We start from the raw sequence: 13,077 nt of genomic DNA, 5'->3' as shown, positions 1-13,077 counted from the left end.
CTCCCCGTCGAGACGGGGAGAAGGGACAAGCCGCACATTCCGAACCAGTCCCCTCCCCCCGCATGCGGGGAGAGGGCTAGGGTGAGGGGCGTTCTTCAGACCGGCGTGGCGGGCTAGTTACTGGACCGCCGCGGTATCCTGCGTCTTCGGCGCGGTGCGCGTATCGACATCGACGACGACGCTGAGGCCGGCACGCAGGCGGCCGCTTTCCAGCACGTCCTTCGGGAACACGATGCGCACCGGAACGCGCTGGATCACCTTGGTGAAGTTGCCCGTGGCGTTTTCAGCCGGCAGCAGCGAGAAGACCGAGCCGGAGGCCGGTGAGATCGACTGGACCGTGCCGACGATCGGCTCCTCGTCGAAGGCATCCACATGGATGTTGACCTTCGAGCCCGGAACCATGTGAGCGATCTGCGTTTCCTTGAAATTAGCGTCGATATAGAGCTGATCGACCGGAACAAGGGCCGCAAGACGCTGGCCGGCGGAGACGAGATCGCCATCCTGGACGGCCAGGTTGCCGACGATGCCGTCATAGGGCGCCTTCAGAACCGTGAAGCCCAGATCGCGCTGCGCCTTTTCACGGGCGAGTTCAAGCGATTGGATCGTGCTTTCGGCCTCGGCGCGTTGTGCCTTCAGGACAGCAATATTGGCCGTCGCCGTCGCGATGGCGGCGTCGGCGCCGATCAGGTTTGCCTTTGCCTGGTCAAGCGCGATCGTCGCGCTGTCGAGGGAGGCGACCGTGCCGACTGCCTTTGACTGGAGGTCGCTGGCACGCTTGAGCGTGATTTCGGCACCCCGCACGGTCGCCTGAAGGGCTGTTTTCTGGGCCTGCGCCTGCTGCACGCTGGCTTCGGCACCGACGATCTGCGCATCGAAGCGCTGCAAGGAGAGCTTTTCCGTATCGATCTGCGCCTGCGCCTGATCGGCGGCAATGCGGTAATCTTCCTTGTCGAGCGTGATCAGCGGGTCGCCGGCCTTCACATGCTGGTTGGCAACGACATTGACCTTCTCGATATAACCCGAAACCTTCGGCGAGATCGAAGCTATATCGCCTTCGATATAGGCATCGTCGGTCGAGATCATGAAGCGGCCATTGGTCCACCAATCATAACCGTACCAGCCACCCGCAGCGAGCGCGGCCAGAACGATGATTGGAAAGACGAACTTGCTGCGCTTGGACGCCGCGGCAGGCGCAGGCGCAGCGGCTTCAACGGGCTTTGCAGCCGGCGCTTCCGCGACCGGTTCGGTCGCGATGGCCTGGTCGTCCTCCACGTTGAAATCATCGCCGACGGGACGAACGTGGGCAGCACCGGATTTGCTTGAAACGGACATATTGCGCAACCAGACCTTATATGAGAAATTCGGACCGAACCGTTCAGTTCGATTGACATAGTGCTAATCAATGCACATATCAAGCCAAATCGAACCAAGCGGTTCGAAAAGTTAAAAAAGAGACAAAGATGTCCGCCACCGAAAACAATGCACGGGAAAATCTGCTCGAAGGCTCCGAGCGCCCCGACGATCGCTGGCCTGCCGGCCGAAAAGTCGCGGGAGAAGACCCGGCAAAGCGCGAGCAGATCATCGAGGGCGCAAAGCGCGTCTTCATGAGCGTCGGCTTCGACGCCGCCAGCATGAACGACATCACCCGCGAGGCCGGTGTCTCCAAAGGCACGATCTATGTTTATTTCGAAAACAAGGAAGACCTGTTTTCGGCGATGATCGAGCGCGAACGGGCGATTTTCCTTGCCACCGTCCGCACCGTCCTCGCGTCCAACGAGGATGTCGAGACAGGCCTTTACAAATTCGGCGTCAGCTTCGTCACCCATATGACCGGTGAAAAGGTCATCAATGCCATGCGCACCGTGCTCGGCGTTCGCGACCGCATGCCGGATCTGTGTCGGCGCTTCTTCAAGGGGCCGGAGAACTTGCGAACCGTCTTGCAGGGGTTCCTCGAGCATCAGGTCGATCTCGGCAATCTCAAGATCGAAGACCTCGATCTGGCGGCCGGGCAGTTTCTCGATCTTTCCAGTGGCGGCTTTTTCAAGGTCCGCCTGTTCGGAACCATGGAACACGCGCCGCCACCGCAGGAGATCGACCGGGTCATTACCGGGGCCGTACGCGTCTTCCTTGCTGCCTATGGGGTAAAGGCTTCGGCCAACGCCTGAAAACCGGCTCGGGCGTCAAGTCTGGATTCCAGCCAGCAATTAACGGTATCCAGCGCAAGCGAACCGCTTGCCATCGCGACATTTCCCCATACATACAAGGGCATCATTCGCCCGCGTTTTCCGCTGGAGACGCGGGTTAACCTATGCGCATCTCGAATCGAGGAAGGAACCTCCCCCGATGCAGGATACTTTGCTACTGCTGCAAGATCCGACCGCCTGGATTGCCCTGATTACCCTGATCGTGATGGAGGTCGTGCTCGGCATCGACAACCTCATCTTCATCTCGATCCTGACCAACAAGCTGCCGCCGGAAAACCGTGAGAAGGCGCGTCGCATCGGCATCGGACTGGCGCTGATCATGCGGCTCGGACTGCTCGGAACCGTTGCCTGGATCGTCCAGTTGACCGAGCCGGTGTTCGACCTCTTCGGACATGGTTATTCCTGGAAGGACATGATCCTGATTGCCGGCGGTCTCTTTCTCGTCTGGAAAGCGACGAAGGAAATCCATCACACCGTCGACCCGGTGGACCATGAAGAAGATATCATCGCCAAGGCCGGCACGACCACATTTGCTGCGGCCATCGGCCAAATTCTGGTTCTCGACCTCGTCTTTTCCATCGACAGCATCATCACCGCTGTCGGCATGACCCCGCATCTCCCGATCATGGTCATTGCAGTCGTGTTCGCGGTGACCGTCATGCTCGTCGCATCCGGTCCTCTGGCCCGCTTCATCGAAAAGAACCCGACCATCGTCATGCTGGCACTGGGCTTCCTGCTGATGATCGGCACGACGCTCATTGCCGAAGGCGCCGGGTTCCACGTTCCGAAGGGTTACGTCTACGCCGCCATGGCATTCTCGGCGCTGGTCGAGGTCCTCAACATGCTGTCACGGCGCAAGCGGCAGAAAGACAAGCAAGCGAAGCATTGAACTGCCAATCATCAGAAGATTGAGGGGAGCGCAGTCATCGGCCGCGCTCCCCTGTTTTTTGGTGGTGTAGCCGAAAGCAATAGACGTCGGGAATCAAAATGCCCCGGGAATCATTCCCGGGGCAATTCGAAGTCTGCGCGGTGCGAGGACACGGGCCGAAGGGGTAGAGGAGCTCGACTGCCTTTTCGTTGGCCGCGAAGAGAAACCGGAAAAATCTCCGCGTTCTCCATCTCCCTCGAGTCCGGTTGGCACAGCCCGCTTTCCTCGCTATGGAACAACGGGTGATGCCAAGGATGGTTCCATTTTTTATTTCTCGGCAAGAGCCTTCAGATTCCGCAGTCCCTGAGAGAAGTCACCGCCGATCATCGTGTCCATGTTGAAAACCAGCCCCATGACCTTGGCAATCAGCGGGCTGGGGCCGTCCATCGCCCAGGTGACGGTGGTCCCTTGCGTCGCCGGAGCAAGCGTGAAGGTCGCGACGTTGTGGCCTTCGATCGGACGGCTGAAATCGAGCTTGATCTGCACTTGTGAGGGCGGGGTCGCTTCGACAATCTCCATGCGGCCGGCACCGACATTGCTGTTTCCATCCCAGGCATAGACTGCGCCGAGGCCGCTGTCCGCCCCGCTGACTGTCCGTGTCATCGCCGGATCTTTCTTTTCATATGGCGACCAGGCCTGCCACTCACGGAAGTCGGCGATGAGCGGGAAGATTTTCTCCGGCGGCGCGTTGATAACCACGCTGCGCTCGACGTGGAAAGTATCGGGTTTGGTCGATGCGAAGACGACGACGGCCAACAAGAGCACGACGATGATGGCAAGGATGATCAGCAGGATTTTCAGCATATCGGGTTCCTGAAACGCGTTGAAATTGTCGACCGGCCGGAACATCCAAAGCCGGCTCATGAAGGAGAGCGCATGATGATGCGCCCCCCGAAGGCTTCGATAACTCAGCCGGCCTTCTTGAGCGCGGCAACGACGGAAGCGAACTTCTCGAGGCTCTCGCTCCAGCCCGCTTCCATGCCGCCATCGAGTTGCGGCACCAGCTCCTGGGTGATCTGCAACACTTGGGTGTGCAACGTCATCTCGGTACGGTCGCCGACGGCGCGCAGGGTGACGGTGTTCAACAACTCGATCATCGGCTTGCCGTCGCCGTCGTCCCAGGTGGTGGTGAAGGCGAAGCGCTCGTTCTCGACCACTTCCTTGACCACGCCGTTGGACGGGTTGCGCACGCCATCCTCGCCTTCCATGTGCAGGCGGATGATGCCGCCGGGCCGCAGGTCCACCTCGCAGACCGGGGTCGTATAGCCGTGCGGCCCCCACCATTGGGCAAGATGATAGGGATCGGTCCAGACCTTGAAGACCAGCGCGACGGGCGCATCGTAGGTTCGCTTCAGGACAAGGTTGGCCTTGTCGGCAGGCACGTATTCAGCTCGGGCGTCCATTTCCATCTCCCTTTTGCAGCTTTTGCAGATAGAGACCGAGCCGATCGAGGCTCTCGTCCCAGAATTGTCGGTAATTTTCCAGCCAGGCGTTCACATCACGCAAAGGCCCCGCCTCCAGCTTGCACGGGCGCCACTGCGCCTCGCGCCCACGGCTGATCAGCCCCGCCTTTTCCAGGACCTTCAGATGTTTCGAAACGGCAGGCAGGCTCATGTCGAATGGCTCCGCCAGTTCATTGACGGAGGCCTCGCCGGACGAAAGCCGCGCCAGGATGGCCCGCCGCGTTGGGTCGGCCAGCGCCGAAAGCGTCATGCTGAGGCGATCTTGAGGCATCGCATTAAACCAATCAGTTAATTAACTTATAGGTTAAGTAAATCAAATGAAGGCCACTGTCAACCACGCCGTGCTCAATTTCCAAACCAGCCCCTTGCTTTCCGGCGCGGTTTTCCTTGACGCGCCGGATTGAATATGGTCTCACGCCAGCCACGTGGAATGACCGGTATTTCCGCCCTTGCAGGCAACAACCGGACATTTCCTTCCCTTAAATGCATGCGCCTTCACATCCGGACACTCCTCCCCGGCAGGAAGGCCGAAAGCACGTCAAACACGGGCCAGGATCATGACAGACAGACCAGTCCGGGTGCGCATCGCACCTTCACCCACCGGCGAGCCCCATGTCGGCACGGCCTATATTGCGCTGTTCAACTATCTTTTCGCGCAAAAAATGGGTGGCGAGTTCATCCTGCGCATCGAGGATACCGACGCGACCCGCTCGACGCCGGAATTCGAGACCAAGGTGCTGGATGCGCTGAAATGGTGCGGCTTGAAATGGTCGGAAGGCCCGGATATCGGCGGCCCCTATGGTCCCTATCGCCAGAGCGACCGTAAGGACCTTTACCTGCCTTTCGTCGAGAAGATTGTCGCCAACGGTCACGGCTTCCGTTGCTTCTGCTCGCCCGAACGGCTGGCCGAAATGCGCGAGGCCCAGCGCGCAGCCGGCAAGCAGCCGAAATATGATGGCCGCTGCCTCAACCTCTCCGCCGAGGAAGTCACGACCCGCATGGCCGCCGGTGAGCCAACCGTCGTGCGCATGAAAATCCCGACCGAAGGCTCCTGCAAGTTCGTCGACGGCGTCTATGGCGAAGTCGATATCCCGTGGGATGCGGTGGACATGCAGGTTCTTCTCAAGGCCGATGGCATGCCGACCTATCACATGGCCAATGTCGTCGACGACCACCTGATGAAGATCACCCATGTGGCGCGCGGCGAGGAATGGCTGTCCTCGGTGCCCAAGCACATCCTGATCTACCAGTATCTCGGTCTCGAGCCACCGGTGTTCATGCACTTGTCGCTGATGCGCAATCACGACAAGTCGAAACTGTCGAAGCGCAAGAACCCGACCTCGATCTCCTATTACACCGCGCTCGGTTATCTGCCGGAAGCGCTGATGAACTTCCTCGGCCTGTTCTTCATCCAGATCGCCGAGGGCGAAGAGATGCTGACCATGGAGCAGCTGGCCGAGAAATTCGATCCGGCCAACCTCTCCAAGGCCGGCGCGATCTTCGACGTGCAGAAACTCGACTGGCTGAACGGCCGCTGGCTGCGCGAAGGCTTGAGCGAAGACGAATTCGCCGCCCGCGTGCTCTCCTGGGCAATGGAAAACGACCGCATCCGGCAGGGCCTGAAACTGTCGCAGTCGCGCATTTCCAAGCTGGGCGAGCTGCCGGATCTGGCCGGCTTCCTATTCAAGTCCGATCTCGCGCTTGACGCCGCTTCCTTCGCCAAGGTCAAATCGACTCCGGAAGAACTGGTCGAAATCTTCAACACGGTCCAGCCGGACCTCGAAAAGATCCTCGAATGGAACGTCGAATCGATCGAAGCCGAGCTACGGGCGATTGCCGAGCGGATGGACAAGAAGCTGAAAGTCATCGTCGCGCCGCTGTTCGTGGCCGTCTCGGGCTCGTCGCGCTCGCTGCCGCTGTTCGATTCCATGGCGATCCTCGGCCGCTCGGTCGTGCGCCAGCGCCTGAAGGTCGCCGGCCAGGTGGCGGCGTCGATGGCGGGCAGCGGGAAGTAGTGCTTGCGCGGTAACCCCCTCCCCCTTGTGGGGAGGGTTGGGGAGGGGTCTTTCTTTTCACAGACAAGAAAACCCCTCCCCCTCCGCTTCGCTCCGACCCTCCCCACAAGGGGGAGGGTTAGTCCGAGCAAGCTGCACTGGCTGCGAACAAAACAATTTCAAATATGCCGCATCGATAAGGCGAGCCCAATGACCGACAAGACCGAAACCACCCTCTCCTCCGACGTCACCGAAGTGCGCGCCCAGAAGCTGGCCTTGCTGCGCGAAAAGATCGGCGACGTCTATCCGGCGCATTTTCACCGCACGATCACCAATGCGGATCTGGCGAAGAAATACGAGACCCTGGAAGCGGACGTGGTGACGGATGACGTCGTCACGGTCGCCGGTCGCGTCTATTCCTCGCGCAATTCCGGCATGTTTATGGATATCCATGACGCCGGCGGCAAGATCCAAATCTTTTCTCACAAGGACACGACGCCGGAAGAGGCGCGCGCGCTGCTGCCGATGATCGATCTCGGCGACATTATCGGTGTGACCGGCGTGGTGCGGCGCACCAAGCGCGGCGAACTGTCGATCAATGCGCAAGAGATCACCATGCTGACGAAGTCGCTGCTGCCGATGCCGGAGAAGTGGCATGGCCTGTCCGACATCGAGCAGCGTTATCGCAAGCGTCACCTCGACATCATGACCAATGAGGAATCCAAGATCCGCTTCCAGCAACGCTCGAAGATCGTCTCCGGCATCCGCCGCTTCATGGAAGACGACGGCTTCATGGAAGTCGAGACGCCGATGCTGCACTCGGTCTATGGCGGCGCCACCGCCGAGCCGTTCAAGACGCATCACAACACGCTGAAGCTCGACATGTTCCTGCGCATCGCGCCGGAACTGTTCCTGAAGCGCACGCTGGTTTCCGGCCTGACCGACAAGGTGTTCGAGATCAACCGCAACTTCCGCAACGAAGGCGTTTCCACCCGGCACAATCCCGAATTCACCATGATGGAATGCTACTGGGCCTATGCCGACTACGAGGACATCATGGACCTCGTCGAGCGCCTGTTCGAGAAGCTGGCGCTTTCGATCCACGGCACGACGGAATTCACATTCGGCGACAAGGAAATCTCGTTCAAGGGTCCGTTCAAGCGCGTGCCCATGCCCGATGCCGTCAAGGAAGCGACCGGCATCGACTTCCTCGCCATGAAGACGGACGAGGAAGCCCGTGCGGCAGCGCTCGCCGCCGGCTTCGAGATAGAAAAGGACTGGACCTGGGGTGAATGCCTGGCCTTCATCTTCGAGGAAAAGGTCGAGAGCACGCTGATCCAGCCAAGCCATGTCACCCATTTCCCGAAGGACATCTCGCCGTTTGCCAAGGAAGTACCGGGTGAACCGCGCCTGGTCGAGCGTTTCGAGACCTATTGCAACGCCTGGGAACTGGGCAACGCGTTTTCGGAACTCAACGATCCGGAAGAGCAGCGCAAGCGCATGGTCGAGCAGCTGGAACAGGCCCATGCCCGCGGCGAAAAGTCCAAGCAGCTGGACGATGAATTCCTCGACGCCATCGACCAGGGCATGCCGCCCGCCGGCGGGCTCGGCATCGGCGTCGACCGGCTGGTCATGCTTCTGACCAACGCCCCCTCGATCCGCGATATCATCCTGTTTCCGGCCCGACGCGGCAAGGCGGACTGAGCGAGCCCACCTCGCGGGTTTGGACGTGATGTGTTCCGCCGCCTCCGAAATCGGTGAGGCTTACCCCCCTCTGTCGGCGACGCCGACATCTCCCCCTCAAGGGGGGAGATTGGCCGCGAGCCTTTTGCCCGCCTTACAAGAGGAGCGACTGAGGGAAAAGAATGATCTCCCCCCTTGAGGGGGAGATGTCACGAAGTGACAAGGGGGTAAGCCTCCCCGATCTCAGAGTTGAACGGTCGAAAACCGAATTAATGCGCTTCAGCGCTTCCCTGATGGCCGGCGTCTTCTGCCGAAGCCTCATGTGCCGGGGATACCTGCTCGGCCGTCGCTTCGCCATGTCCAGTTCCGGCGGCGTCATGCCCGCCGGCTGCGAATGCCGCAGCCTCGGCAGGCTTCTCCTCGCCGCCCCAAACCATCGCAATCATTGAACCGAGGAAGCTTTTTTCCTCCGCCTTGCTTTCTTCATGCGCCGGAACAGCGTCCTCGCCATGGGCCGGCGCTGCGGCCTCATCGCCATGCACCTCGCTGCCCTCGGCGGGCGTTGCGTCATGGCCGCCTGCGGCGGCAGCTTCGGCCGCAGCGGCGGCAACCGGATCGAAGCATTCGGACTTGTCGTCCATCGCCATCAGCGTGGTCTTGATCTCTTCCGTCGAGAGGTCAATCTCGCGACCATGGAACAGGCCGGCCTGGTTGGCCTTGGCATTGTTGTAGCGGGCAACGAAGGACGTCGTCATGCCCGGTACCTTCGTCGGATCCGGTGCGAACAGGACTTCGGCACCGATCGCCGGTCCGCGACGAGCCGCGCGGTCGGTCGGCCCGGCCTGGTCGAGGATCGCCACCTGATAGAGATCGGCTTTTTCCGCCTTGACCAGCAGGGCAGCGATCCGCAGCGCCGTGCGGACGCGATCGACGCCATCAGTCGTTTCGGTGCTGACATATTTGCGGATCCAACGCTGGCCGTTGCGGCGCATCTTCAGTGTTTCGACATCGGTGCAGGCAATGCCGGAAACAGCCGGCTCACTCGCCTTGCCCGCGCCGAGAAAGCTTTCCTTGCCGGAATAGACGGCATAGGCACCCGAAGCGCCGCCCAGGACCAGGACGCCGGAAAGGACGAACATGACCTTCCGGGGAAGGCGTATCTTCTTGAAGATCGACTTCACGCGAACCGCTCCGTCATCTCATCTCCTCCATGCCGCTCATCGCAATGCCGCGCATCCGGACGGATGCAGGGCCCGCCCCGCATTTGATTGAACAGCCGACCTTAACCCTGCGACGTTTAGGAAAGTTTAAGCATGACGGCGGTTTGAGCCTTCCCGTGAAAGGATTTGCGCCGTTCTGACACTTTGGCCCGGTGGCTCTCGCGAAATCGGTTGCTCTTGGCCGCCGCGCCGCTAAAACCGTGCTCTTAGGGTTATCGACACAGGACATTTCCAGCATCATGGCGCGCATTGGTATTGCAGGGGCAGGCATTATCGGGTGTGCCACCGCCGTTCATCTGATCGAACAGGGCCATGAGGTCACCATGTTCGAAAAGGATATCGACGGCCTGCCGGCCTCCGTCGGCAATGCCGGCATCCTGGCCGTGCCGGAAATCGATCCGCTGGCGCGCCCGGACATGATCCTGTCCGCCCCGAAATGGCTGCTTGATCCGCTCGGCCCCCTGACCCTGCGCTGGCAGGACCTGCCGGCGCTCACCCCCTGGCTGGTCAACCTGCTGCTGTCGGCCACACCCGCGCGGGTCGCCCGCTCGCGTACCGCATTGCTCGGCCTGATGCGGCAAGCGCTCGGCGCCCATGAGGACTTGGCGCGCATGACCGGCCTTTCCGGCCATATGAAGCAGACCGGCGCCCTGACGATCTTCGATACGCCCAAGGCCGTGGAAGCCGCCTATCGTCATGAGAGCGAGAACGCCGCCCTCATCGGATATGGGGTCGAGAAGCTCGACAGCACGCAGGCACGCTCCCGCGTTCCGGCGCTTGAAGGACAGTTCGCCGGCGGCGTCTTTTCCAGCGGCTACCAGACCTTCCTCGATCCGCTCTCGCTGCTGCGCCACCTGCAGGCCCATATTCGCCAACGCGCGACATTGGTCGATGCGCCGGTGGATGCCGTTCGCTCCGACGCCAACGGCGTGACGATCAAGGCGACCGGGCATGAGCAGAAGACCTTCGACAAAGTGGTGATATCAGCGGGCGTCTGGTCGCGCGACCTGGTGCGCGGGCTGGGGCTCAAGGTGCTTCTGGAAAACGAGCGCGGCTACAACACCACCTTTTCCGACCCGCAGGTGACGCTCGAACTGCCGGTTTTCTTTGCCGAACACGGTTTCGTCGCCACGCCGCTGCACAGGGCTTTGCGTGTCGGCGGAGCGGTGGAACTGGCCAAGCCCGATGCGCCGGCGAATTTTGCACGCGCCGCCGCCATGCGCCAGAAGATGCGCCGCTATGTGCCGAGCCTGCCGGAAACAGGCGGCAAGGAATGGATGGGACGCCGGCCCTCGACGCCGGATTCAGTGCCGGTCATCGGTCTCAGCCCGAACGACCCGCGCATCGCTCTCGCCTTTGGTCACGGTCATCTCGGCCTGACACTGTCGGCGATCACCGGCCGGAAGATCGCCGAAGTGCTGGAAACAGGTCCAAGTCCCGATCTCGCGCCCTTTAGCATCGCCCGGTTCCAATAGGCCGGTTGACTTTCGAAGTCGCGCCGATTTCACTCGCGCAAACTGCCGACATATTTCAAGACAACGAAAAGAAGACATCATGCACAAGGTAATTTTCGATACGGATCCGGGCGTCGACGACGCCATGGCGCTGCTTTTCCTGCACAATCACCCCGAGATCGACCTGATCGGCATTACGTCCGTATTCGGCAATGCCTCGATCGAGACCACGACCCGCAATGCGCTTTATCTGAAGCAGCAGTGGAATATCGCAGCCCCTGTCGCCAAGGGGCTGGGCGAAACGCTCGACCCGACCCGGCCGCATGTCGAATGGCCGACGAGCATCCATGGGGACGATGGTCTCGGCAATATCGGGGTACCGGAAACGGTGGATCTCGCCTGCGATCCCCGCCCGGCGCACCGCTTCATCATCGACACCGTGCGTGCCAATCCCGGTGAAGTGACCCTTGTCGCCGTCGGCCGCATGACGAACCTGGCGCTGGCGCTGCGGGACGATCCGGACATCGCCGTTCTCGTCAAGGAAGTCGTCATCATGGGCGGCGCCTTCGACGTGCCGGGCAATATCACGCCGGCGGCCGAAGCCAATATCCACGGTGATCCGGAAGCGGCCGACGTCGTGATGACCGCGCCCTGGCCTGTCGTCGTTGTCGGTCTCGACGTCACCGAACAGACCGTCATGACCCGCAAGCGGCTGGCCGACATCGTCGCTGCCGGCGGCAGGCAGGCGAAACTGCTTTCCGACATCTCGCAGTTCTACATCGAGTTCTATGAACAGCATGTCGAGGACGGCATGGTCGTGCATGACAGCTGCGCTTGTGTCTATGTCGTCGCGCCGCAGCTGTTCACCCTGCGCAGCGGTTCGATCCGCGTCGTCTGCGGCGGCCTTGCCGATGGCGAAACCATTCAGAAGATCGACGACCAGCTCTTTCCGCCGAGCGCGTGGGACAACCTGCCGAGCCAGAATGTCTGCACCGGCATCGAGGCGGAAGCCGTGCTCGACCTGATCTCGAAGACGCTGGCGCTGGAACCCGCCGCCTGAGCATAAAATTCTGCCGTGATAGCTGGCAGCCCGTCGATTGCCGGCTATCTTCGTTTCCATGAAACCGGAAACGCTGCTCTACCCCACGCCCAAGGGTCTCTATTGCGAGAAGGGCGGCTTCTATATCGATCCCGTCCAGCCCGTCGAACGGGCGCTGATCACCCATGGTCACGCCGATCACGCACGCTCCGGCCACACACATGTGATGGCGACGCGCGAAACGCTGGATATCATGCGCATCCGTTATGGCGAGACGTTCTGCGTCGAAACCCAGGAAGCCGTGCTGGGTGCACGCACCACCATCGGCGATGTAACGGTCAGCTTCCACCCCGCCGGCCATGTGCTGGGTTCCGCCCAGATCGCCGTCGAATTCGGCGGTATGCGCATCGTCGTCTCGGGCGACTACAAAAGACGGCGAGATCCAACCTGCCGCGGCTTCGAACCGGTCCCTTGCGATGTCTTCATCACCGAGGCGACCTTCGCACTGCCGGTCTTTCACCATCCCGACGACAAGGGCGAGGTCGTGAAACTCCTGACTTCGCTCCGTCAATTTCCCGAGCGCGCGCATCTGGTCGGCGCCTATGCGCTCGGCAAGGCGCAGCGCGTCATCGCCCTGATGCGGGAAGCGGGCTATAACGAGCCGATCTTCATCCACGGCGCCCTGACGAAGCTTTGCGACTATTATGAAAGCGAAGGCATCGCGCTTGGCGACATTCGGCCGGCAACGCTGGAGCCGAAGGAAAAACAGTCCTTTGCCGGTTCCGTCGTCATCGGTCCGCCCTCGGCCTTCGCCGACAAATGGGCGCGGCGCTTTCCAGATTCCGTGTCGATCTTCGCCTCCGGCTGGATGCTGGTGCGCCAGCGGGCAAAACAACGTGGCGTCGAGCTGCCGATGATCATCTCGGATCACTGCGACTGGCCGGAATTGCTCGACACGATCAAGGAGATCAAGCCCGGCCAGGTTTGGGTGACGCATGGGCGCGAGGAAGCATTGGTGCGTTGGTGTGAGTTGCAGGGCATCGCCGCACGACCGCTGCACCTTGTCGGTTATGACGACGAGGGGGAATAGAA

At 61.1% G+C, this 13,077-nt stretch carries 12 protein-coding genes; 7 read left to right on the top strand and 5 right to left on the bottom strand.

The features are described 5' to 3' along the window. Positions 1-117: 117 nt before the first annotated feature. On the bottom strand, positions 118-1,332 hold the full coding sequence (locus ACST81_RS05060) for an HlyD family secretion protein (RefSeq protein ID WP_438751758.1): 1,215 nt from the start codon (positions 1,330-1,332) through the stop codon (positions 118-120). Positions 1,333-1,460: 128 nt separating this feature from the next. On the opposite strand from ACST81_RS05060, the gene ACST81_RS05055 reads away from it, so the two are divergent. Together ACST81_RS05055 and ACST81_RS05050 are read left to right on the top strand one after the other, a co-directional pair. Then, the gene (locus tag ACST81_RS05055; RefSeq protein ID WP_438751757.1) at positions 1,461-2,165 is read left to right on the top strand and encodes a TetR/AcrR family transcriptional regulator; all 705 of its coding nucleotides are present in this window, start codon (positions 1,461-1,463) and stop codon (positions 2,163-2,165) included. A gap of 178 nt (positions 2,166-2,343) precedes the next feature. Next, positions 2,344-3,093, top strand: a complete 750-nt coding sequence (locus ACST81_RS05050; protein WP_438751756.1) for a TerC family protein — start codon at positions 2,344-2,346, stop codon at positions 3,091-3,093. Between the two features lie 306 nt (positions 3,094-3,399). On the opposite strand, the gene ACST81_RS05045 is transcribed toward ACST81_RS05050, so the two are convergent. From ACST81_RS05045 to ACST81_RS05035, 3 genes are all read right to left on the bottom strand, one after another. After that, on the bottom strand, positions 3,400-3,936 hold the full coding sequence (locus ACST81_RS05045; RefSeq protein WP_438751755.1) for an SRPBCC family protein: 537 nt from the start codon (positions 3,934-3,936) through the stop codon (positions 3,400-3,402). 104 nt (positions 3,937-4,040) lie between these two features. Continuing rightward, positions 4,041-4,535, bottom strand: coding sequence for an SRPBCC family protein (locus ACST81_RS05040; protein WP_438751754.1), 495 nt, complete (start codon positions 4,533-4,535; stop codon positions 4,041-4,043). Then, positions 4,519-4,866, bottom strand: coding sequence for an ArsR/SmtB family transcription factor (locus tag ACST81_RS05035; RefSeq protein ID WP_438751753.1), 348 nt, complete (start codon positions 4,864-4,866; stop codon positions 4,519-4,521). Before ACST81_RS05035 ends, ACST81_RS05040 begins: the two co-directional genes overlap by 17 nt. A gap of 286 nt (positions 4,867-5,152) precedes the next feature. On the opposite strand from ACST81_RS05035, the gene gltX reads away from it, so the two are divergent. Continuing rightward, a complete protein-coding gene (gene gltX / locus ACST81_RS05030; protein ID WP_438751752.1) occupies positions 5,153-6,610 on the top strand; it encodes a glutamate--tRNA ligase in 1,458 nt (485 codons plus the stop codon). Positions 6,611-6,799: 189 nt separating this feature from the next. Then, positions 6,800-8,293 (top strand): lysine--tRNA ligase, encoded by a 1,494-nt coding sequence (gene lysS / locus ACST81_RS05025; RefSeq protein WP_438751751.1) that lies wholly within the window; start codon positions 6,800-6,802, stop codon positions 8,291-8,293. Positions 8,294-8,541: 248 nt separating this feature from the next. On the opposite strand, the gene ACST81_RS05020 is transcribed toward lysS, so the two are convergent. After that, positions 8,542-9,453 carry a hypothetical protein gene (locus ACST81_RS05020; protein ID WP_438751750.1) on the bottom strand — a complete coding sequence of 304 codons (912 nt, stop codon included), beginning with the start codon at positions 9,451-9,453 and terminating at the stop codon, positions 8,542-8,544. Positions 9,454-9,731: 278 nt separating this feature from the next. Between ACST81_RS05020 and ACST81_RS05015 the strand changes: the two genes are divergently transcribed. The 3 genes from ACST81_RS05015 to ACST81_RS05005 all read left to right on the top strand — a co-directional run bounded on the left by ACST81_RS05015 (position 9,732) and on the right by ACST81_RS05005 (position 13,075). Further along, positions 9,732-10,967, top strand: a complete 1,236-nt coding sequence (locus tag ACST81_RS05015; RefSeq protein WP_438751749.1) for an NAD(P)/FAD-dependent oxidoreductase — start codon at positions 9,732-9,734, stop codon at positions 10,965-10,967. A gap of 79 nt (positions 10,968-11,046) precedes the next feature. Then, entirely contained in the window at positions 11,047-12,006 is a 960-nt protein-coding gene (locus ACST81_RS05010) for a nucleoside hydrolase (protein ID WP_438751748.1), read from the top strand. 58 nt (positions 12,007-12,064) lie between these two features. Next, positions 12,065-13,075: a ligase-associated DNA damage response exonuclease gene (locus tag ACST81_RS05005; protein WP_438751745.1), complete on the top strand. Its 1,011-nt coding sequence runs from the start codon at positions 12,065-12,067 to the stop codon at positions 13,073-13,075. Positions 13,076-13,077 lie beyond the last annotated feature (2 nt).

Origin of the sequence: Pararhizobium sp. O133 (assembly GCF_051669845.1) — a bacterium.
Taxonomy (GTDB): Bacteria; Pseudomonadota; Alphaproteobacteria; order Rhizobiales; family Rhizobiaceae; genus Pararhizobium.
The sequence above is the reverse complement of the archived record's forward strand: the minus strand, read 5'-3'. Positions and strand labels throughout refer to the sequence as shown.